Here is a 21,707-nt window from a genome sequence, read left to right on the forward strand (position 1 = left end):
AACCTCCTACTTTCTCTGAGACATATCACTCTTTCAATTTAAAATGTGTTCTACGGTTAATTACTTTACGTTCACACCAATCTTCATTCCAATATCCTCTTAAAGTTTGCATTAATGATTCTTTAGGTTTTCGATACATAGAGTGTGGACTCGCTAAATTGTCTAGTAAATCGTCAATTGTTACCCACCCTTTACTTCTGCGAAGATACCATTTTATTTCATCAATCATATAATCATAGTGTGATGGATTTTCACCTGACTTAACTCCACCAATTGTTTCTGAGTGAAATTTCTTGTCAATAGAATTTATTATACTTCTTGTTATTTTTTTATTTCTCCTAGCCCAAAACACTATATTTGTAGCATTAGAAGTCTCTCCGAAATACTCAGATTCTTCTACATATATTAAGCCTATTCCGTTTTCTTTAAGTAATTGTTTGGCAAGGTTTGAATGATAAGTTTTAGGTTTTGGAACTGCTACAAAAACATAATCAGCATTTTCCTTTGAGCGTATTGCCTGTTCAATCACCTTAAAACTAAGTTGTTTTTTCAGTTCAACAATTATTGCTCTTTCCCCTAAAACACCAACAATATCCCTATCAATTACTTCCGCATAGACAGCTTCACAACATACTTTTTTAAGTAAAAATTCCTTGACCAATGGAAACATGTCTTTTTCTTTTGCGAACACTTTTTCAACCCCTCTATTGAGTAAATTCATTACTTTATCTCAAATTGTTTCATCATCATGTCTAACTTAATTTGATAAGTTTCTCCTAAAGGAAAGACAGTTGAATCTGAGCAATCACAAAAATGAACGAAGTGTTTCATGCTCTGAATAGTTTCTTGTAATAAAATTTCTAATTTACTTTTTTTTATTTCCGAATCATTGCTTAATAAAGAGTCAAAACCGATATTTCTCTGAACGAACATACTGATTTCGCAACTTTTTTTTAGTCCTTGTAATGCCGTTATACAAGCTAGAATAATTGATCTATTTAAATCAGAACTAAGAGTGCTAAAATAACACCTTTTGAGTTTTCCTTTATAACCGTACACTATTAAAGCTGTTCCAGTATTAAAAGAACTATCTTGTAAAACCCGAATAAGTATATCGACTTTAGCTAAAGAAGGTTGATTAGGTGCAATCAAGAAATCCCTCCTCCTTTCAAAGAATTAAACTATATTTCTAAGGTTTCTATTAATTCAACATTTTCCTTATTAAGCACGATAACTTCTTCTTCTCCACGCCTAGTAAATAATGCAAGAATATGTTGTTTCTTTATTTTATAGGCAGATACTTTAGAAACATTGCGTTCTCTTGCAAATCGAATAGCTATATTCTTATCTAGCGTATAAGCAATCCAATCCTTCTCATTTTCTCTATGCGCTCTATAGATTGTAACGAAGTAAGGTAATGAGTTATATGCTTTAACTTCACTTGGCTTCATAATGCATTCTTTTCTTTTAGGACGTTCTGAGGAAAATAGCTCTTTCCATAATTCTAAATCTGAAAATCCTGTGTAACTCACCCAACAGGTGGATAAAAAAAACCAATAAGCATAATCAGTTAACTTTTCGCATTTCTCAGCAAAAAATAATATTGCTTTAGGTGTTCCTTCGAATTGAAGTATTTCTTGCCCCACACGTGCATCATAGTAATTAAATTTAAAATGTTTTGAAACATCATTACTAATCACGTTTTCTCAACTCCAATCAATAAAATGATATAACTTAACTATATATTAAATTTATATAGAAAACACCAAAAAAATCACTAAAAGTGATGTCTTATAACAAAAACATCACTTTTAGTGTAGTTGAATATTTTAAAATACACTTTAAATTTTTTTCCTCACAATTATTTTCTAATTCTCTTAAATAAAATAATGTTCCATCAAATAGTAAATCCATTTACATGCTTTTCAAACTTGTCAATATTCCCTAGATTGTATAAATAATATTTTAATTGATTGTATTGGTCTAACATTGTGCATTCTCCTTGTTTATGTTAAAGATCATTGTCTATTTTATGCCCTTCATTATCCTCCAATTTTCATAAAGTTGCTCAAGGGTACGATTACCATATACTACAGACTGATTAAATTCATTATGGTTAAATAAGTATGATGTTAGAATTTTTAAAACAATATTCACTTGATTCATATTAATTCGTGTCCATAATTCATCTAGTATTATGTTTGTAAAACACTCTAGCCGTAGATATTGCGGAGTTAAGAAAATGGAACGCTCAATACCTTTTTCTTCTACAGTGATTTCTTCTGAATATGCATAAGGGTATGGAGTATCTATTTTTATGTTCCAAAAATTCGCTACTTTAATTAAATAGTCAATAAATTCGTACAATATATCTAACTCCCAATAAATTTTTACTTGCTTAATATTTTCATTGGTTTTTGATTTTAGTAGTATACTTGTATTCCCTATTGCCATACATACAGTAATAACAGATTCATCCTGCTTAATGGTACGACCAAAATAATTCCCATTTCTCCCTATTAGTTTAATGGAAGGCAATATAGTCGTTGTCTTTTCACTTTCTGTTGATTGTATTATGCTTTCAATCATATTTTTAAAGGGAGGTTCTTGGGTTGAACTTATTAGTTCTCCCATCACTGGATGTGTTAATACGGCTTTTACTATTATTTGTTCGTCATTTTTTAAATAAGACATTTACTTGTTGCCCCTTCCTAATTTTCATTTAATGTAGAAGAAAAAAACATTTTATCTTTTAACACCTCTCCTTTTTGAGTAGCTATTTTTTGCTCTAAGAACGCAAAAAAACCGATTAAAATAAACCTGTTTGGTTTAATTTAATCGGTTAGTATATAACAACTCATTATCAAATTTTTAAATAATCCTTTTAATTGCTTTTCGGGCTAGAATAACCTTTAAAAAGGTTAACGAGTGTCAAGACAGTACCTTGTTATTGACAACTACAAAGTTATACATGACCCGAAACTTTCCACGATATAATCAAAATTAATTTGAAAAGTGATGGTGGATACAGTCGGTTTCTTTTTCACAAACTAGTTATAGTTTGTGAAAAAAGTTTCCAAAAGAAATTAAAAGTTAATATACTTGTACTATAGCATGTTTTAAAAGAGGATTCAAATATTAATCTGCATATCCACAAAAAAACGCCAACCCCTTTTTAGGTTAGCGTTTTTCCTATTTTTCTATAAATCTTAATCGAGCATAACTTTGATCTCAGCTTTTTTATAACTGCCACCGTCAGTTTTTGATGCATTACCACCTAGAGAATCTAAATATTGCTCTCCATTTTTTGAATGGGAAATCAAAAGGTATTTGTATTGATTCTCAAAATGAATGCTGTCGGTAGATTGATAACCAACAGAAGTCGAAAATGCAACGCCCATTTCTTTAGCTTTTTCTGCAATTAAATTTATCATAGTCTCTCGAATTTCTTTCAGTTGTTTCCCTGTATAAGTTGTATACAGGCGTTCTAAGAACAATGTAGTAATCGGTAAACTAGAGCCAGTAACAGGCTTATTTTCCGATTGTAAATCTACATCTTCAAATTTTAGTTCGGAGCTGTCAAACGATACTTTGCAATCATTATCAGCCATTTTTGTAAGACGTAAAATGCCACGAGCAACAACTTGTCCATTGACCGTTGCTACTAATAGCTTTTTATTACTATCAAAAATGGATAATAAACAACTTCTAAACTCACCGTTTTCCCAATCCATACAAGAGTGTGTAGGAATGCGCCCCATTTTTAGTAAAGTACCATAATCAGTTGTTTCGTTAACTGTGAATTTAAATTTCTTTCCAGTATCAGCATCAATTATAGTTTCAATAGTAGCAGATTTGTCATCGTACCATTTTTCATATAATTCATCTGAAATTACTTCCTGTATCTCAGCTTCAACCCCTTCTTTTTTCAATTTAATATCTTTTAATTTACCTGCAATTTCAGCTTTTGCAAGTAATTTTATATTATCCTTTTTTGTATTCAATGAATTTTCATAATGTTGAAGTGTAGTTTCATAAAGACCTTTACGTAAGAAATCTAGGATACGATCTGTATTATCATGCAAGAAAGTATCGGATAATTCCAACCATCGAGTAAGTGCTTTAACATCTGTAGATTTCGTCATATACCATTTTTTTGCATCTTCTATCGTTAGTACTGAATCAATATTTAATGTGTTGAACAGTAACCACAACTCCCAATCAGTAGTAGCTTGTCGTAGAATTGGGTATGTCGAAGAAAGAACAGAAACAATAAAAGCACAGCCTTTAGAAAGCATTTGATTATTAAACTGTGAACGGTAATGTTTTGCATTAGGTTGATGTACAAAATCAATTACAGATGACACAAAATAATTTTCATTTGCTACTTTTAAGACAGCTTGCATTAAATCCTCTGAAATCTCAGGCAAGATTTTTAGTGCATCTATACGGTCTGTAACTTTCCAATTGTTCATTTTTTCATGAATTTTATCAATATAAGGGAAATCTCGTTTTCCACTTAATAAAATGTATTCTTCCGAAGTAATATCAAATGCGATTGGTAATTTATAAAGTTCTTTTGATTTTATTTTTATTAATTCATTAAGTGACTTGGCTGTTAATGTGTTCATATTTACAACATCTTTAATGTAATAGAACACTGGTTTTCTCTCATTTGAATAATATTTATTAGGCTCAAGTGAGTCTAATAAAATGATAGTAGCGGTTTTATCTAATTTTAATAGAGCATTTTCAAAGAATTTCTTTTTATCACTAAACAAATCGAACAATATATCTAACTTACCTTTTAGTTCTTCTTCTGTTAAATCCAACTCTAGTTCATCTTTTAGATATTGAATGTATTTGTTTATATATGGAGGTAGCATAGCATCATTTAATGACTTACCATAAACTAAGTAACCTTTAAGGTTATGGATTGGAGTAATGAAATGAGATTTACTCATGCTATACAATTCATATAAAAAGCTAAATCCTTTGTCCATAGATGTAATATCATCTACTTGATTAATGTTTAACTTCGTTCTTTTCAACAAATCAACAATTTTCTTTAAATGTAGAAGTCCATCTGTCTTTGGTTTATCTAGGATGTCATTTTCATTAATTAATTTTTTAATTATACCTATTAGCTCCATATCTAAAGTTTTAGTTGATGGAACATTACTGTTCTCTTTGTTATGAGAAATAAAGAGGTTGTTACTATTTTTCATAGTATCTCCATGTAAAATAGATGCTTCCACTAACTTTGTTAAAAACATAGCAAAGTCTAAAAGCTCACCTAATTGTTCTTTTTGACATTTAAAAGTTGATAAATCTCGATCATATTTCTCCACGATCTGTTCCCATTGTTTTTCAAAAATCATAATTGTATTGTCAGATAAAGTTTTGCCTGTACCATGATATGTTTCCCAAAGATTTATACTCAGCGTATTTGGAACATCTTTAGAATCATGTATTATCCCATTATTTATAATGTTAGCATTCAGTGCTTTAACTAAATCTAATGGAATTGTTTCAGTATTGCGCTTCTTAGCATGATAATCTAATAAGATTTCTGTTAATCGAGGATGCAAGTTTTTGAAATCATATGCCTCGACGGATGCCCATGCCCAATATGGAAACTTTTTAGTATCACTTTCATTACTTTGCTTTAAAACAAATTTTAAAATTGACATTGACTCCCTATCTAAATTATCAGATTTGATAACTCGGTTAGTAACTTTGTTTGATAATGAGGATAGATTCTCTGGTAAATCAGAAATACGGTTGTTTAATACACTGATTTTGTTTAATTTATTCATTAAGTTTAAGTTGATAGTCATTATATGACCCTCCATTTTTGTTTTTATTTTTTTAAAAATGACAAAAAGAAAGCAAGCTGTGCGTTCACTTTCTTTTAATCAAGACACAATCATAATTAGTCCTTAACAACTTTTTATTTGAGCTTCTAAGGGTAGGACTGTAGTTTTAATAAAGTCATAATAGGCAATTTTTCTATTAGATAAATCACTATTATCACTACGTATTTCGGCAGTTTTTAGAGCGTATAGCGACCACCATTCAGAAGCAATTTCTTCTTCGCCCTCAATATTTGTAATATTATCTAAAGCAACATACATATCGTACATATACATTCTGTGGACATCTTTACGCTCAAGAGCTTCACGGAACAATGCGTCAAAATGAGTATTTAAAATTTTTAGATTCTTTTTCTTTAACGGCTCATGAAGATTATTTAATGATTGAACAAAATTAATAACTTCAATTATCTTTTTAAATGTATCTCTGAATGTATACGCATGTTCTGTTTTATTGCCATGATTTTCATTAATTTTTAATTCAAGCTCAGACATCTTATCATCTAACTTTTGGGCTTCTGTTTTAAAATATTCTCCTATATGTTTTACTTGATTAATTTGGATAATATTATATTTCTCCATTTCTAATGCCTTTTGGAAGAATATTTCTGTATCGACTCCAAAATCAACTTCAATCCCTTGTTTTCTGCAATGTATATACATTTCAGTCATTGCATTTGGGAATTTAAAAGGATTAATTTCAAAATGAGTTTCTAAGTACAAAGCAATCCATTCTTCTAAAATTGCTGTATCTTTTATATTGTCAAATGAAGATACTTTTAAGGAAGCGATAAAATCGTAGACTTTCTCTCCAAGCGATTTCATTGCTTTTAAAACTTCCACATCATCTAATGAGTTTGTAAAATCAGAAATAATACAATTTTGCATATTTAAATTAAATGCTTCAACTATACCCTCTGCTGTTCTCACATTTATTTCATGGATATTGTATGAAATTAGCAAATTATAGTAATTTGAATATGATGTTTTTAAAGGTTCATTAAACCATAAACGCACACTTTCAATTGCTCTTAATAAGTTTGGCAATTCGCATGTGTTATAACTTTTATTTTCATCATTTTCCGATGGTAATAAAGAAGTACTATAAGCATCTAATAAGAAATCCATAAACGATAGGATATCTCCAATAGCCAATTCATAATCAAAGGTATTTCTTCCAATGTAATGTTCGATACAACGTTTTTCATTGCTATCAACATCTGCTATGAAAGGGATGATAATTCCATTTTTCTCAAGAACAAGAGAAGTATTGTATTCAAAGTAAGGTAATTCGTTGCGTAATTCTCCCATCACATATGCCACAAACTCAAATGGTACATTTACCCATTTTTTTAATCCGTGGTTGTGGTGGTCAAATTTATAAGCTCTTACCAATAACATTTTCACACGATAAATCAATGTATTATCAAAATTAACTCCTTTGCTTTTGTAAGATTTAGCTAATACCGCAAGTCCATCTAATACGGCATTTTCTCTTGGATTCCATTTTTTCATCAAATAATGCTCATACATTGTTGGAATGTAATTATCTTTTGTAAAGAAATCTAGACTAAATATCATGTCAACAAATATGGAATTTTGTTTATTGTACGAAAATGCATTCAATAGGTTTATATCTACTAGATAAAGATAAAGACTTATCAATGTACCATGATTGAATTTCCCTAATCCTAACTTTTCAGCAATTGAATCAAAATCACTTCGATTTAAGTTATACTTCTTAGCTAATCGCCAAGCACTCATTACAAAATGATACATCGAATCATTTGACCAATAACCTTTCTTCCATTTCTGACCTTCATAATCACTTGCTAGTTGAGTGATTATAAAGATTTTTTCTTGGAAACCACAGCTATTGAATGTATCCGCAAAAATATCCGAATCAATAAGCAAAGAATGAAGCTTTTGAGAGTATTCACCCGAAAAAGTTGTCATTAAACCACGACAAAATGTACGCTGAAATGCTGTTAAGCTATCAACATAATTTCCACTTTCTAAGGATTCCAATACGCTTTTAGCACGTTCTTCATACGTATTTTCTTCTAGATGATTTAATTCCCACAAGTAAGATAAGACATTTACAAATGCATTCTCTTTAGTGTGAGTGTTAGTTCTTAATTTCAGACCAAAACCTTCAATCTGACCTTCATAATGAACCATTTTTCTTTGTGCGTAATTCTCAACAAACATTAAAGATGCCATTACTGCAAGAGCTTCAACAGCATGAGGATTATTAAAATATTCTCGTTCCTCAAAGCGTTCTAACATCTCCCCTGCATAACCTAAATTGTGATTTTTAAAAAGATCAACGGCATTTTCATTGTTAGCAAAGAAATCCCCGATCTCATTTAAATATTTACGAAACCCATCAAAATGTTCTGCACTGATTGGAGAACCAACTACTTCTTTATTATGGCTGTTGTAATATACAATTCTACCTAACTTTGAATAGTCTTCTAATACCGTCATTTTTACTTCTTTCATTTTTAATTCCTCCATTTTTGGTTTTATTTTAGTAGATTTATAGCTAAAAAAAAGAAAAAGCGATTTCAAGAACTCATAAAGAATCTTGAAAATCACTTTTAATTTTTAATAACAGCTATTAATCTGTACAATTACTTTGCGCTTTAACCGCAATACCTCACCGTTTCCAAATAGATGCGTAACTGCAAAAATTTTAGCAAGTGGCTACCTTTAAATAATTAAGATGCACATAGACAATTTTAATTAAAAGGCATTGTTCATTACGAACCGAAACTTTCCACGTTGTATTGATTAATCAACAGTGAAGGTGGATACAAGCGGTATGCTTTCATACGAAACACGAACCATCCAATAGGATATGTATGGTATTAAGTGAAATGAAAGTGTCAAAGAGAAAAGTAATTATAGATATATAATAGCATTTAGTTTTCTTTTTGAAAAGATAATTAACTGGACACAAAAAAGACGTTAACATATATTGTTAACGTCTTCTATAATATTCAATACCTAATTAAAATTCATTACTGTAAACCAAAGTGAATGGTCTGCAATTTGGACATACTTTTAAAAACTCATTATCTTCCTCACTAATTTGAGATTCATCAATGTTCATAAATTCATGCGCTTGAATTGTTGCTACTGCTTCGCTGTCACCATTCCAACCACATTTCGTACATTCGTACATTAACACTCTTGGCATAAAAATAGCCCCCTGTTTTTTTAATTATTTAATAATCACTGATTCGATTTCTGATTGCAAAGGAAGAATAACTTTTTGCAAATGAATATCATCGTTAGTACCCTTGAACAACCCTGCTTCAATCTTAGATTTCCATAAGAAAGCCAAAGCATTGAATTTTTCTTCGTATACTTTGTAGCTAATTGCATTTTCAAAATTAGCTTCTTGTACTTTCTTTAGACTAACATAAACTGTTGATGCAGAGCTTACATGAATTTCATTTTCATTAATCGTAACTTTTGTTAAATCAATTTTTTCACGACTAGTATAATCGTTCACTTTTTCCATATCTTCTAGTACATTTTCTAATTTTAACATATATTTACACGCTCCCATTATTTTAAACAAAAAAGTATAGCCTTTTGACTATACTTTTTGTAATTTTTAAATTAATAACCTTTATTACACACTTAGAAATTTAAAATACATCTTTATTTCGTAATCATTGCTTCAATTTCAGATTGCAGAGGAAGAATAACCTTTTGCAAATGAATATCATCGTTAGTACCTACGAACAATCCTGCTTCAATTTTAGATTGCCATAAGAAAACCAAAGTATTGAATTTTTCTTCGTATACTTTGTAGCTAAATGTATTATCAAGATTAGCTTCTTGTACTTTCTTTAGATTAACAAAAACTGTTGATGCAGAACTTACATGAATTTCATTTTCGTTAATCGTAACTTTTGTTAATTCAATTTTTTCACGACTTGTATAATCGTTCACTTTTTCCATATCTACTAGTACATTTTCTAATTTTAACATATATTTACACGCTCCCATATTTTTAAAAACAAAAAAGTATAGTCTATTGACTATACCTTTTGTAATCTTTTAAATTTACACCTTTTATTTTACACCAACTAAAATGCCACTTTCTGCAACAGAATTGGTATCTTCAACATGCATTACATACTCAGTTGTAACACTTTCAATTTCTTTGACAATCATATTGATCTCTTTTTTAAATGATTCAAGTGCAGATTTTATAATCTCACCATCATTACCCATCGCAGAAATGTAAGCAAGTGTTTTTTCTGTCATAGGAATGCCTGCACTAATTAATTCCATCGAAATACCGAATGTAGCTACACCATTACCAATATCTTCTTCGATTTTGAAAGAGATTTCATTGGCAGTTGGATTTTCGCTTAAAGTCGGTTCTAACATTTCTTCAACATATTTTTGAGCTAAAAACTGTAGTTTTTTACCTTTCACTAAGTAGTCAGAAACGATTTCAGTTAAAGGGTTATTTACAGTATTTGCTTCAACTTTAATTTTTTCCTCAATTTTAAAAGGAGGAATTTCATTAGTTTTTTCTACAACACCATCATTACTTTTTGTAGCTTCGTCAGTAGTAATAATTGAGCTAGTAGCTTCTACAACAACATTAGGTTTAGCTTTATCGTCAACAGCTTCATTTGCTTTTGACTCTACAACGTCAGAAGTTTTAGCAATTTCGATTTTTTGAATAGCTTCGACAGTTAAACTAATATCTTTTGATTGCAAGAAAGAATTGAAATCCATAGCCATAACATTATAACGATGCACAAAGCTACCGAATTTAGTAGTTCCTTCACCTTGTCTTGCTTGATACGCATGATTAGAGTCTGTAGTGTCAGCAATAAACTTTTTAAACCATTCGGCAGTAACTTTAGGGTCAATATCATTTACCTGTGCTTTAGCAAAGACTGATACTACCATAGGGAAGTTAACACGCTTTAAGAATTTCACTTTTTTAGTGAACTCTCCTGCTTCAAGCACCTTTTCTCCATAATCAAGTACATTAGTTAATTCAGCTAAAGTATCAGTTTTCGATTGATTGTCAAAGCTTCCAAACAATGTAGCAAAATTAAGAATTTCCCCAATAGAAAAATCTTTCACTCTTTCTTCTGAGTCATTCAGACATTCTTCCAACATTAAATGCTGTAAAAGTGCAGAGATATGACTATCACCTAAAATTTGAGCTTTTGAGAAGCTTGATAATAAGATGAAGCGGTGAGTGTCAAACTTTTCTAATAAAGGTGCAATATTACTACCTAAAGTTGGCTTAATTTTTTGGTCATTTTTCAATGCAACTCCATTGTTCATGAGCAAGAAAATTTGGTCAATAATACGATAATCAGTTACTTCACCATCTACAGTGTAAGACAAAATAGAACGAGAAAGAATCATATCTTGACATACTTCATCTAATTCACTAAATGTCTTCCCTGCAATTACGTATTCATTACCTTCTACCTCAACATTAGGTGTATCAGCAACCAAAGCCCACTCATTTTTAATGTAAGAATAAAACGTACTAAAACGTTGCAACCCATCAATTAGATAACGAACAACATCTTGTGATTTTAATTCAGCGATATCTTTAAAATCTTCTGATGCACGTTTTTCTTTATTTTTAGCAAGTTGATCTTCTGTTACTTTTTTAGAAACGAAGTAAACTGGAGGGATTGGATATTCGTTAATTGTAGAAAAAATTAATAACGATCTACCCTTTAATGTCCATGCTTCTGATTTTCGTTGTATCGGAAATTCTAATTCGATTTTCCCATTATCAATCATTCGAACAATTTGTTTCAAACTCCAAGATAGGTTCTTAAATTCTACTTTCATTTTAGTAGTCTCCTTTTTTCGCCCATAGGGGTATTTTTAATTAGTCATTTCATATTGCTTTCTACAATTTTTAAAAAACGAACAATTTCTAATGCTTCTAGTGTACCACCACCTTTATCAAAATTTAAAACTTTTTCTAAAATTATCATACGACATAAAAAAAAGGTTTTTTCGTCATATCAAGACAAGAAAAATCCTTTGGTGTCAGAAAATTTTAGAATGTATCTTTTGACGTTGCTTGAAAGCAATATGTACTCTCGTACTACCTAACCTCAAGAAAAGAGAAAAAGGTAAAATTAAGTATAGATTCCGAAACTTTTCACGATTTACTAATAATAGCATTGAAGGTGAATACAAGCGGAAACTTCTTAAAAAAGAATGTACAGAGTGTACAATCACAGAAGAAGTGTCAAAAAGAGAAGTTTTATTAAGAATATAGTAACACCATATTTTCAAAAAGGCAAACTGCAATAGAGTTAATTACTTATTATTTACATAAATACACTTATTGAAATGTTTTTGGCGAAAAGAAAACCTTTTCATCATATTTTGTTTACTAAGAGTGAAATTTCTGCTATTGTACTAATTGAAATTAGTTTGTTCGGACATTTGTATATGGAAGGAAGTATATTATGAAGCCTTTAATTTATGTATATCAAATAGCATTTAAAGTTCGTGTTTTACCAAAAAGGGGTAATACTGCTTCTATTAATAAAACATTATCAATCTGTTCATTAAATACAGCACCATCAAATGATTTATCTGTAACTTATTATGATAATGATGGTAAAAAACATGACCTTATGCTTGATAAACAATTTATGGGTACTGTTCAACTGTTCCCTACTGCTTTTACTCAAAATTTAACTTCATCAAAAAGAGCTATTGCACCAGTACTTGTATTGCAGTATTTTTCGGCTAGTGAAGAAAATGCAGACGAAATATTTGAAGAACTAGTTAATAGTATTACATCTTATCTTGATAATTTAATTGGTTCATACAATGAAGCATTAAAAACAACGGCTACTGCACCCTTAAATAACTCAACCTATAAGAATGTAAATAGTTTCAGTAAACGACAATTAATATATTTACAACAATTTAGAAAGTTATGTGAGAATACAGGTTCATATACTTTAAATCACCCTACCCCTTCTATATAGCATCAAGTCAGACATGAAAAAGGAGGATAATACAATGAACGCTTGGCTATTAAAGACAAATAATACAAAATTAAAAGAAAGAAAAACTGAGATCATTTTTACTAATAACTTAACTGAGGTATTGGGAAACCAACAAATAAACTCATTGGCTCATTTTGAGGTAGATATTAGACGTGCGCCATATGCGGATAATATGGAGAATAACCCTTATGAATTAAAAGAGATTCTATTGCAAAATGGTTATGAATTACAATGTCCTAACTGTTTGAGCATCTTATCCATAAATAACCGAGATGATTTTAGTATTCAATCTGATGGGTCTGTAATCCATAACGAAATAAAATGTATTTGAAAAAACAAAAAACCATTTCTTTGTAATCCAACAAAAGAAATGGTTTTTTCTTTATTCTTCATCGTCACTATTACTTTCTTTTGGAACTGAGGTTTTGTACTGTTGCGTCATTTCATCCACAGCACTTCTTTTGATTCGATAGATACCTGAATCCCCCTTCGTTCTATAAAATGGCAATGTTCCATCTTTTAAACGTCTCATAATTGTGTTTCTATGCAACGACAATATTTCTGCTGTTTCATCCACAGTATAATAGTCTTTGTTTTTTTCGCCATTACTCATGTTAAAACCTCCCATAATAAATCGAGAAACAAGTTTCATTTCAAAAGTTCAAATTTCTTTATATTAAAGGTATCTCCTTCTTATATGTCCCATTTTACAATGATTTCTACAAGAAAACAAACTTTTTGAAACAAATTTTCACCTTTTTAAACACTTGAGAACAAAAATGAACAATAAAAAGCCAAAATTAATACTGTCTTTCTACCCGTATTATTCACATTAAGAAAAGTTTTTGGTTGAAAAGATAATTAATATTCACAAATTGACAATGTTTAAGCAAATATGATAGATTTATATTGTTGGTTACAACTGACACCAACAATATTCTAATAAAATGGAAGGTGGTTCATTATGCCAAGAGAGTTAGTCAATCGTTCAAGAGTGGGTTCAGCAATTGATAACAAATTACATGAAGCATTAAAAGCTCTATCAAAAGAAACTAAAACAGACAAATCTAAACTATTAGATGAAGCGGTTGAATTATTATTACATAAATATGCTAACGCTCAAGCACCCTATCTTTCTGCAATGACATATGTTAAAGAGAAAGATCAATCTATTTCACAAAAAAATGAAAGAAGGTAGTTATTAATGGATACGAATGGACAATTTATTGACTTGATTAAATCCTTATTTGACCATCAAGGACAACAAATAGATGAAACCCCAAAGGATATGTATGAGCTAGATATGAAAGGAGTTCTACATCACTCAACTGGACGTATTGAGAACTTCAAAAATTTCCATGCGAATAAAAAAGCAAATAGAAGTGGACGTAATCGTAATCTAGGCATTAAAGAAAATTCTCTAGAACAGGTACTTGAAAAGTTTGCATTTTTAAAAGGAATACCAATGACACAGTTTTATAGTGAATTAACAGAAAAAGACCGACAACTATTAGGTGTTTTATCAGTTCCTCAACAATTCGAAAAAAACAATATAAGGAATCTCCTATTTGATATTAGCTTTGTTGAGTCGGGCTATCATTTTTTGCAAAAAGATAAAACGCTATCTAGGTCATTAAACGGAAAAACAGCCGTTGCCTTTGGAGATACGATTACATCTGCATTAACTGATTCATGGGAAAATATCAACTTCGCTGATTTAGTTGCTTACGCTTATATTATTTATTCTAATGCAATCGTTGGAGTTGAAAAATCAACAAAGTCTTATACTTATGCTTTTGATACAACTTTCCTTAATCCTTACAATGCTGATGATGAAATTAATAAAACGATGAAAGATGAACTACCTACTGAGTTGTACAGAAATGCTATACCCTTTACACCAATCCACTTTGATAGCGAACAACAACTGTCAATTCCAGTGACCTATGTACAAATACTTCGTTTTATTGAACATAAGGCAGAATATATGCTGAGAAAATATGCAGAGGATTTAATTATAAATTCAATTAAATCCCAAAATAAATCAATCCTTGTTAAAGAAATATTAACACTAATAGTTGACTGCTCTTGTGATTCAATTTATTTATTATTAGAACAAAATTCTAATTTAGATGCTATTTGTGAAATCAAAGATAAACCACTTCTAACTTACTTATGCAAGATAGTTCTATTAAGTAAAGCTCAACGTTTAGTTGAAATTTTTGAAGCGGACATTTTAGATACTTATGGTGAGATAGACGCTTATTTTGAATTTACAAATATGGTTGAAAATCTAATAAAATCTAATAGTGACAAGTCTGCTTTTGAGAATTTTAATAGTATATATTCATATAAAGATGAACGAAAAGATGAATATAAGCAATTCCTTTTAGACTTTTATCGTGCAGAAGGAAATACAATAGAATTGTTAAACCGTTATGAACGTATCTTTGCAAATCTGTCACTTTATAAAGAACGTTTTAACAATGCTTCGAAAAAAATGAATACTCTTATTGAAAATACAAATATTGATATGAATTTTTATCTTTACCAAATACAGATAAAAAACATTAATAGTCAGAACACACAAATGGCACAGCAAATGGCATTAATTAAAAAAGAGCTTGAAAAAAGTAACAAAAGGAATATCAATTTAAAATCTGAATTAGATGAAGCAAAGGGTAAAAATAAAGATTTAAGAGCAGAAATAAGGGATTTACAGAAAAACAGGGAAGTAAAATCTCCTTCTAGCACAACAAAAACAGCAAAAGATTTACAAGAAAAAATAAATATAATTTTGACCGAGAAGGAACAAATAGAAAATAGTTTTGAGCAATATAAAAGTGAAATGGAAGCACAACTTAATTTAAAAGAACATAACAATAAAAAATTATGTGAACAATTGAATAGTATTAAGAGCGAAAAACAAGCCATAGAGGATAAATTAAAATCAATTAATTCTACTTCTTTACCATTACCGCCAGTTCAGCCCCTACCCTCTAAGACAACAGAAATTAACATTGATACATGGTTAGCACAAGGGGCATTTTTACTTAATGGTTCAAACAGGAAAGACTATGAATATGCTATTTTGAATTTTGTTGAAGCAAATTTTGATATAAAGCATCTCGTAGAAGACGAAACACTTAAAGAAATTGAATCATATAATTCACGTATCGGCTATGCTCTTATAGAGGATAATAAGCACTTTGTAGTATTTGCAAATGGTGAGAAAAAACAAATTAAAAATTTACCAAACGATATATATTTAGGTTCATTTCAATTTTTAAAAGTGGATGGAGAGGATAATTTCGTAGGAACGTTCCCTTCTATTTATCGTGATCGTTTAAAAGACAAGTATCATGATTTTGGTATTATAACTTCTATAAATGATGATGAAGTAGTTTTCACTATATTAAATGACGAAGAAATAAAAGTAAAAAATACGCCAAGTGAAGCTAAACTTAAAATAGGATTCAAAATAGGTGTTGGACAGGCTGTATCCTATAATCGTATTTCTAATACCTTTATGCCTTATCAAATGACCCCACTATCATTAGATACATTTTTTAAATCAATTGTTGCCAAGAATCATCGTATTGTTGTATTTATTAAACAACTATCCAATGGCGGTATTTTCTACGATATAGATACTGAAAGTGAGACTTTTCTTTCATTCAGTGAAGAAGATGTATTTAAAAAATGGAACTTAAATGATGAACAGGTAGTAATTTTTGATAACTCAAACAACAGAATTGTAAAGGTATTTCAAAATCCATTGTTTTTCAAATTATCTACTTTCTATAAGAAGTCAATGCTTGTAACTATTGAAAGTATAGAATCAGACAATAGAATCTTCATTAAAAACAACATTGGAGAAGTTGTACTTTTAAAGAAATATCCAAGTCATTATAAAGCGTCAATAGGTGATATTTTATTGGTAGATGAAGACTATTCTTATTTACGTAATGAAGATTCAAACCAAAAGTATTTAAATAATTTATCTATTGAAAGAAAAGTCTTATCAAGCCCAAAGAATACTTCATCAAAAAACAAGGAATCGAAGGCTGTTGAAATTACTCATAAGGTACTGATATTCGGCAATCCATCATTTAGTAACAACTATCAATTAGCTTTAAGAAAAGATGGTTTTGACTCTACTTTAATAGATGGGTATGATAATCCTAAAAAGATAATGGGAAGTTTAAATAAATTTGATTTAATTATTATTTGTAATGAGTTTGCATCACATGAAAATATGTGGGAAGTTAAAGATTGGGCAAAAGCAAAGAATAAGCCTGTGCTGTATCCAAAAAAAGATGGGGCAAACTTTATATCTATGGAGATCACTAGTTTCATTAGCAAAACAGATTGATACAATATAAAAGGGGTGATAATGAGTGGACAAAACATATATTGAATTGGATAAAGAATCCTATAAAAATGTACATCTTATGTTGCATAATTTAATTGAGTTAACAGGTTCAATATCTACTGGAAGAGACTACTCCCCTGCGCAGTATAGAGATATATTAAAAAATATAAATGAACCTTTAAAAAGTATCAAAACAGCATTAGAAGCTAAATAAATCATTGAAAAAACCCTTTTTGTATATTCTCCACACAACATACAAAAAGGGTTTTATTTATGGCTTCTATTAAGGTCTTTTTACTAAATTATTTGTTATAAGAAAATCGACAGCATAATTATGGTTATAGACCTTTCTACCATCTGAATCAAACAGTCTTTCACTATCCTGCACAGTTTCGCCATCCTTAAACTCAATATAGCCATCTAAAAATGCTACACTCACTTTACTATTATCAATAATATAACCTTTGTTTTTTAAAAGAGTCAGAAATGCATCTTTTTGTGGAATCACTTGTATTTTACCTCCTATTCCCAACCGTTTTCCATTCAATATATTTCCCCCTTGTGTAATAGAAAAATCTGAAATGCATACTATAATCATAGGATAGTTTTTTTGTATTTACAACATATTTTTCACTTTATGAAATATATTTGTAATTAATTAAAATATATTTTTTCTAAAAGAAAACTAATTATTCGTATTTAGTCCGTTTTTGTATTTAATTGTTTATTTTTATTTAAAAATGTTTATAAATGTGTGTTTTAATTTTGTGTTTTATATTATAATATATAGTGAATATATAATTAATACATAAGACCTACATAATGGATTTATGGAGGATTGCATAATGAAAAAAAGAATACAAAAAAAGAATGCATATCATCTTCTTTATAAAGGGCTTTCTCCTGTTAAATGTTCATCTTGTGGCAGTCCAATCCAAAAGAAGCAACTGTCATCTAAATCACCCACAGGTACTTATACTTGTGATATTTGTCGGTTAATGAAACATACAGGTTTTAATAAATTTTAACTAGTTATGTTCACTTGGAGAAAAGTGTATATTTACTTTTAGTGAAGTTAATGCTATTCTATTTATGAGCCAAACATTTACAAGCGGTTAGAGAAATGGATGAAACACAATGTCCATTTCTCCCCCTCAATATTAAGTTGAAAATTGCATAATTCTAGTTCAGTAAAATATGAGTAAAGTTTTGTAGTCCCCCTACTAGCTCAACATTCCAAAATAACTCTCCTATTTTTCGTTAACTATCACAAGACTGTATTACATATTTTACTGGACATTATATTGAAGACTCGAAGATACTAGGACATGGTATTCGGGTCTTATTTTATTAGGGAGGATATTAGATGAATATTGAATTACTTTTTAACAACTACGATATTTACGTAACTTTAGATGACAATAAATTATATAAATTAAATTGTGATTTTTCAAAAGTGGAAGTTCCCCTGCTCATAGAAAAAGACATTTCAAATGGAAAAAGACCATTAATGCTTTTAAATAAAAAACAGTTTGATTGCAATAAAAAGTACTTATTAAATCAAAAGTTTCCTTTCAAAATAGATAAAAACAAAGCGATCTTTTACCACAAAATAGGATTCCTAAACAAAGAAGAATTGAACCAAGTTTTAATATCATAAATGATAAAAAGACCTTTGCTTCCCCCTAGATGCAAAGGTCTTTTTATCTGTCTTTTAGAGTGTTGCCCTACAATAATGTAATTTAAACCCATCTTTTAAATTACTTTTTGTTTTTTCGATTGTATACTCATAATAATCATTTAATAGAGTATTCAAATACTCCTCTAATTCATTAATGCTGTTGTTTACTTTATCCATTGGTACTAAATGTCGTAATTTAGATTCATCACTTATAAACTCTACTATAAGGATATTAAATTTCCCTCGATGAAGATATTTATGATGTAATTTCGTAAAGGTATAAATATATGAAAAATTTCTTTTAAATAGATTAAAGCTATTTTCATCTGATATCAATTTTTCATATATTTCAATATGCTTAAATTCCTTATATGCGTCATAACCAAAGTTTTCAATATATGTTTCTTCGTAAGCTCTATTTTCTTCATTCTCAATATCAAACCAACGGTTGTTATTTGTTTTAATAAATAAATCTATATTTTCTTTTAGAAAACAGCTAAAATTTTCGTATATTTTAATTGAACAAATTTTTTCAATTGGTATTAGTTCACCACTTGCTACTTCACATTGGAAATGCTGTATAGTCTTTTTAACCATAAAAAGCCCTTCTTTCTTAAATTGATGATTTTCTTCTCCCAATGAATTTGCAATTAAGTATTCTAAGGTTTATACTTCCTTAGTGGCTTTTCTTTCAATATTAAAAATGTATATACAAATTCTGAATTGTTTGAAATCTTATCTTATTTGTTTTCTTTTAGAAAAGTTAATATCTCTAATTAATATTAAAACTTTTCTTTTAGCAAATCAATGCTAATTGACATAAAAAAACTACCCTAATATTTATTAGAGTAGTTCTCCCATTTGCTTAATGATTTAATTCCCCTATTTTTATGAACACCGATTGACCACTGATTAAAAGTTGTTTTGGTTTTCGTTGGTATTCTACATTCAACAAAGCCTTGATTATATCATCCTCATTAAATACGCTTGTAACTAATTCATACAATTCGTTATCATAATGGAATACATATTTCTCAGTAGGTACTTCTATTCTGCCAAACGGTAAGTTTTCTTCTATAATATTAGTTTGCAAATACCGTTTTTTAGTTTTTATAGGTGTCCCATGCTTAATTAAAACTTTTACTTCATCATATGAGGTATTGGTATTTAACAAATCAGTATAAAACCACTCACTACAATTAGAATGAAGTTTTGAAATATGATCTGTAGAACCAATTACTATAGTATCCCAACGACTCCATTTATCCTTAATTATTTCAGAAAATTCGTCCAAGTAATTTTTAATATTATGACCACCACTAATAAATATATTTTTCAGCAATCCATATCCGCAAGCTTCTATTATGTCATATTGAATAGAGAGACTTGCCAATTCTTTTCCATCACAATCATTTATCATAAAATCATGTTGTAGATCAGTTAGAGGATTAAAATTCTTAATAGCCAGTAGACCTTGTTCTGTCTCATTAGTCCATAATAAATTTAAGTCATTATTTTTATCTATAGTTAATACCATTTAAATGCCCTCCCTATTTTTAAATTCAAATAAAAAAGGCTGTGTTGAAGAATATCAACATAGCCTTTAAATAATCCATTAACATTCAATTAAATCTTGATTTTGTAATGAACTAATTGCTACCGCTTCTTTAACAAGAGGTTCAATTACTACATTGCTCAAAATCTTAGATTTAGAACGGTTTCCATAATTCAACTTTTTATTTGGGTCACTTATAGTTAGAACATCATCAAACGACCATGTTTCAATTTCTGTATGCTCCCATTCTCGTAACAGATATATGTTTATATCTTCATATATCACAACCTTACTTAAACCCCATTCATTAATATCAATTGCTAATGCGCTATCATAGCAAGCATACATTTCTGTAGGCGTTATAATATGTTTTCTCATAAGACTATCAGTTTCTATCGTATAGCAATAATATAAGGAGTTCCTTTGTAAAGGTACATTATTAAAAGCTTCCTGTATTGAGCTATATGCTTTAATAATTTCATTCTCTTTTTGAATTTGTATTATTGGTAATTCACCCATTTTTTCTTGAGTGGTAATTACATATAGTTTCATAAGATAAACCTCCTATTTTATACTTTTAAAGATACTTTTCTTAATTCACTACTAGTAACTTGAGGGAGCATAGCTGATAAATAATTATATTGTTTTGATTTATCACCTAAAGACTCTGCATAATCTAAAATATTTTGCAACATCTCCCTAGCGAAAGAAGTTTCAAACGCACTAGGAAATTCCTCAAACATATAATTAGCAAATTCTGTTTTATTCATAATTACTTACCTCCGAATTTAAGATTGTAATACCTTTTGTATTTCCTCAAGTTGATCTAAAGGTAAATGTTCAAAATTCGTTTTTAGTATTTCTCGAATCAGTAATTTCTTTTTTATATATACACGTATACTCTCCGTAGGAATAGAAAGTTTTGATGGACTTCCCCATTTGAAAGTACCTACTTCTTGACCATCTGCTTTAAATTCCATGCCTAATGCTGTTTGTATATTTCCGTTTGCCTTAATTCTTGTTACTGTTGTCATTTCTATATTTTTAGCTTGGCTCAAATCATGAACTAAACCTAATTTAATGATAACTACTTCGCTTCCAATTTTTAGATTAGTGAAATTTTGATTTAAAATCAATTTTATATCCCCCAATTAAACTACTATTATTTTTTAATATT

The 21,707-nt window shown here is 29.4% G+C and carries 23 protein-coding genes; 6 read left to right on the top strand and 17 right to left on the bottom strand.

The window, feature by feature from the left end; all coding sequences use genetic code 11:
- Nucleotides 1–25: 25 nt before the first annotated feature.
- The 10 genes from ABC382_RS00870 to ABC382_RS00915 form a co-directional block, all read right to left on the bottom strand.
- Nucleotides 26–691 (bottom strand): hypothetical protein, encoded by a 666-nt coding sequence (locus ABC382_RS00870; RefSeq protein WP_412926461.1) that lies wholly within the window; start codon nt 689–691, stop codon nt 26–28.
- 29 nt (nt 692–720) lie between these two features.
- On the bottom strand, nt 721–1,152 hold the full coding sequence (locus ABC382_RS00875; protein WP_412926462.1) for a hypothetical protein: 432 nt from the start codon (nt 1,150–1,152) through the stop codon (nt 721–723).
- Nucleotides 1,153–1,181: 29 nt separating this feature from the next.
- Nucleotides 1,182–1,700 carry a hypothetical protein gene (locus ABC382_RS00880; protein WP_412926463.1) on the bottom strand — a complete coding sequence of 173 codons (519 nt, stop codon included), beginning with the start codon at nt 1,698–1,700 and terminating at the stop codon, nt 1,182–1,184.
- Between the two features lie 325 nt (nt 1,701–2,025).
- A complete protein-coding gene (locus tag ABC382_RS00885) occupies nt 2,026–2,694 on the bottom strand; it encodes a hypothetical protein (protein ID WP_412926464.1) in 669 nt (222 codons plus the stop codon).
- A 515-nt stretch (nt 2,695–3,209) separates the two neighbouring features.
- Entirely contained in the window at nt 3,210–5,840 is a 2,631-nt protein-coding gene (locus ABC382_RS00890) for a hypothetical protein (RefSeq protein ID WP_412926465.1), read from the bottom strand.
- Nucleotides 5,841–5,942: 102 nt separating this feature from the next.
- Nucleotides 5,943–8,381 carry a hypothetical protein gene (locus ABC382_RS00895; RefSeq protein ID WP_412926466.1) on the bottom strand — a complete coding sequence of 813 codons (2,439 nt, stop codon included), beginning with the start codon at nt 8,379–8,381 and terminating at the stop codon, nt 5,943–5,945.
- A 511-nt stretch (nt 8,382–8,892) separates the two neighbouring features.
- Nucleotides 8,893–9,081 (bottom strand): hypothetical protein, encoded by a 189-nt coding sequence (locus ABC382_RS00900; RefSeq protein ID WP_412926467.1) that lies wholly within the window; start codon nt 9,079–9,081, stop codon nt 8,893–8,895.
- Between the two features lie 24 nt (nt 9,082–9,105).
- Nucleotides 9,106–9,438: a hypothetical protein gene (locus ABC382_RS00905; RefSeq protein ID WP_412926468.1), complete on the bottom strand. Its 333-nt coding sequence runs from the start codon at nt 9,436–9,438 to the stop codon at nt 9,106–9,108.
- Between the two features lie 113 nt (nt 9,439–9,551).
- Nucleotides 9,552–9,884 carry a hypothetical protein gene (locus tag ABC382_RS00910; RefSeq protein WP_412926469.1) on the bottom strand — a complete coding sequence of 111 codons (333 nt, stop codon included), beginning with the start codon at nt 9,882–9,884 and terminating at the stop codon, nt 9,552–9,554.
- Nucleotides 9,885–9,968: 84 nt separating this feature from the next.
- The gene (locus ABC382_RS00915) at nt 9,969–11,735 is read right to left on the bottom strand and encodes a DUF262 domain-containing protein (protein ID WP_412926470.1); all 1,767 of its coding nucleotides are present in this window, start codon (nt 11,733–11,735) and stop codon (nt 9,969–9,971) included.
- 632 nt (nt 11,736–12,367) lie between these two features.
- Between ABC382_RS00915 and ABC382_RS00920 the strand changes: the two genes are divergently transcribed.
- On the top strand, nt 12,368–12,898 hold the full coding sequence (locus ABC382_RS00920; protein WP_412926471.1) for a hypothetical protein: 531 nt from the start codon (nt 12,368–12,370) through the stop codon (nt 12,896–12,898).
- A 34-nt stretch (nt 12,899–12,932) separates the two neighbouring features.
- Entirely contained in the window at nt 12,933–13,250 is a 318-nt protein-coding gene (locus ABC382_RS00925) for a hypothetical protein (RefSeq protein WP_412926472.1), read from the top strand.
- Between the two features lie 51 nt (nt 13,251–13,301).
- Here ABC382_RS00925 and ABC382_RS00930 read toward each other — a convergent pair whose 3' ends face one another.
- Nucleotides 13,302–13,532, bottom strand: a complete 231-nt coding sequence (locus ABC382_RS00930; RefSeq protein ID WP_412926473.1) for a helix-turn-helix domain-containing protein — start codon at nt 13,530–13,532, stop codon at nt 13,302–13,304.
- 351 nt (nt 13,533–13,883) lie between these two features.
- Here ABC382_RS00930 and ABC382_RS00935 point away from each other — a divergent pair, with 351 nt between their 5' ends.
- The 3 genes from ABC382_RS00935 to ABC382_RS00945 are packed head-to-tail and all read left to right on the top strand — an operon-like array spanning nt 13,884 to nt 17,508.
- On the top strand, nt 13,884–14,117 hold the full coding sequence (locus ABC382_RS00935; RefSeq protein WP_412926474.1) for a ribbon-helix-helix domain-containing protein: 234 nt from the start codon (nt 13,884–13,886) through the stop codon (nt 14,115–14,117).
- 6 nt (nt 14,118–14,123) lie between these two features.
- Nucleotides 14,124–17,294 carry a DUF2325 domain-containing protein gene (locus tag ABC382_RS00940; protein WP_412926475.1) on the top strand — a complete coding sequence of 1,057 codons (3,171 nt, stop codon included), beginning with the start codon at nt 14,124–14,126 and terminating at the stop codon, nt 17,292–17,294.
- A gap of 25 nt (nt 17,295–17,319) precedes the next feature.
- Entirely contained in the window at nt 17,320–17,508 is a 189-nt protein-coding gene (locus ABC382_RS00945) for a hypothetical protein (protein ID WP_412926476.1), read from the top strand.
- Nucleotides 17,509–17,577: 69 nt separating this feature from the next.
- Here ABC382_RS00945 and ABC382_RS00950 read toward each other — a convergent pair whose 3' ends face one another.
- A complete protein-coding gene (locus tag ABC382_RS00950) occupies nt 17,578–17,841 on the bottom strand; it encodes a hypothetical protein (protein WP_412926477.1) in 264 nt (87 codons plus the stop codon).
- Nucleotides 17,842–18,660: 819 nt separating this feature from the next.
- Between ABC382_RS00950 and ABC382_RS00955 the strand changes: the two genes are divergently transcribed.
- Complete coding sequence (locus tag ABC382_RS00955) at nt 18,661–18,954, top strand: hypothetical protein (RefSeq protein WP_412926478.1); 294 nt, start codon at nt 18,661–18,663, stop codon at nt 18,952–18,954.
- Between the two features lie 54 nt (nt 18,955–19,008).
- On the opposite strand, the gene ABC382_RS00960 is transcribed toward ABC382_RS00955, so the two are convergent.
- From ABC382_RS00960 to ABC382_RS00980, 5 genes are all read right to left on the bottom strand, one after another.
- Nucleotides 19,009–19,572 carry a hypothetical protein gene (locus tag ABC382_RS00960; protein WP_412926479.1) on the bottom strand — a complete coding sequence of 188 codons (564 nt, stop codon included), beginning with the start codon at nt 19,570–19,572 and terminating at the stop codon, nt 19,009–19,011.
- A 268-nt stretch (nt 19,573–19,840) separates the two neighbouring features.
- The gene (locus ABC382_RS00965; protein WP_412926480.1) at nt 19,841–20,512 is read right to left on the bottom strand and encodes a hypothetical protein; all 672 of its coding nucleotides are present in this window, start codon (nt 20,510–20,512) and stop codon (nt 19,841–19,843) included.
- A 78-nt stretch (nt 20,513–20,590) separates the two neighbouring features.
- Nucleotides 20,591–21,082: a hypothetical protein gene (locus tag ABC382_RS00970; RefSeq protein WP_412926481.1), complete on the bottom strand. Its 492-nt coding sequence runs from the start codon at nt 21,080–21,082 to the stop codon at nt 20,591–20,593.
- Nucleotides 21,083–21,099: 17 nt separating this feature from the next.
- Nucleotides 21,100–21,300, bottom strand: a complete 201-nt coding sequence (locus ABC382_RS00975; protein ID WP_412926482.1) for a hypothetical protein — start codon at nt 21,298–21,300, stop codon at nt 21,100–21,102.
- An 18-nt stretch (nt 21,301–21,318) separates the two neighbouring features.
- Complete coding sequence (locus ABC382_RS00980) at nt 21,319–21,666, bottom strand: hypothetical protein (protein ID WP_412926483.1); 348 nt, start codon at nt 21,664–21,666, stop codon at nt 21,319–21,321.
- Nucleotides 21,667–21,707 lie beyond the last annotated feature (41 nt).

The sequence above is a fragment of the Lysinibacillus phoenicis genome, assembly GCF_047238325.1.
In the GTDB taxonomy this organism is placed as follows: Bacteria; Bacillota; Bacilli; order Bacillales_A; family Planococcaceae; genus Lysinibacillus; species Lysinibacillus irui.

Bases quoted from the DNA above. Each gene is read 5' to 3' on its own strand.
- ABC382_RS00885 (WP_412926464.1), bottom strand. From the start codon at position 2,694: ATGTCTTATTTAAAAAATGACGAACAAATAATAGTAAAAGCCGTATTA.
- ABC382_RS00890 (WP_412926465.1), bottom strand. From the start codon at position 5,840: ATGACTATCAACTTAAACTTAATGAATAAATTAAACAAAATCAGTGTA.
- ABC382_RS00895 (WP_412926466.1), bottom strand. From the start codon at position 8,381: ATGAAAGAAGTAAAAATGACGGTATTAGAAGACTATTCAAAGTTAGGT.
- ABC382_RS00900 (WP_412926467.1), bottom strand. From the start codon at position 9,081: ATGCCAAGAGTGTTAATGTACGAATGTACGAAATGTGGTTGGAATGGT.
- ABC382_RS00905 (WP_412926468.1), bottom strand. From the start codon at position 9,438: ATGTTAAAATTAGAAAATGTACTAGAAGATATGGAAAAAGTGAACGAT.
- ABC382_RS00910 (WP_412926469.1), bottom strand. From the start codon at position 9,884: ATGTTAAAATTAGAAAATGTACTAGTAGATATGGAAAAAGTGAACGAT.
- ABC382_RS00915 (WP_412926470.1), bottom strand. From the start codon at position 11,735: ATGAAAGTAGAATTTAAGAACCTATCTTGGAGTTTGAAACAAATTGTT.
- ABC382_RS00920 (WP_412926471.1), top strand. From the start codon at position 12,368: ATGAAGCCTTTAATTTATGTATATCAAATAGCATTTAAAGTTCGTGTT.
- ABC382_RS00925 (WP_412926472.1), top strand. From the start codon at position 12,933: ATGAACGCTTGGCTATTAAAGACAAATAATACAAAATTAAAAGAAAGA.
- ABC382_RS00930 (WP_412926473.1), bottom strand. From the start codon at position 13,532: ATGAGTAATGGCGAAAAAAACAAAGACTATTATACTGTGGATGAAACA.
- ABC382_RS00935 (WP_412926474.1), top strand. From the start codon at position 13,884: ATGCCAAGAGAGTTAGTCAATCGTTCAAGAGTGGGTTCAGCAATTGAT.
- ABC382_RS00940 (WP_412926475.1), top strand. From the start codon at position 14,124: ATGGATACGAATGGACAATTTATTGACTTGATTAAATCCTTATTTGAC.
- ABC382_RS00955 (WP_412926478.1), top strand. From the start codon at position 18,661: ATGAATATTGAATTACTTTTTAACAACTACGATATTTACGTAACTTTA.
- ABC382_RS00960 (WP_412926479.1), bottom strand. From the start codon at position 19,572: ATGGTTAAAAAGACTATACAGCATTTCCAATGTGAAGTAGCAAGTGGT.
- ABC382_RS00965 (WP_412926480.1), bottom strand. From the start codon at position 20,512: ATGGTATTAACTATAGATAAAAATAATGACTTAAATTTATTATGGACT.
- ABC382_RS00970 (WP_412926481.1), bottom strand. From the start codon at position 21,082: ATGAAACTATATGTAATTACCACTCAAGAAAAAATGGGTGAATTACCA.
- ABC382_RS00975 (WP_412926482.1), bottom strand. From the start codon at position 21,300: ATGAATAAAACAGAATTTGCTAATTATATGTTTGAGGAATTTCCTAGT.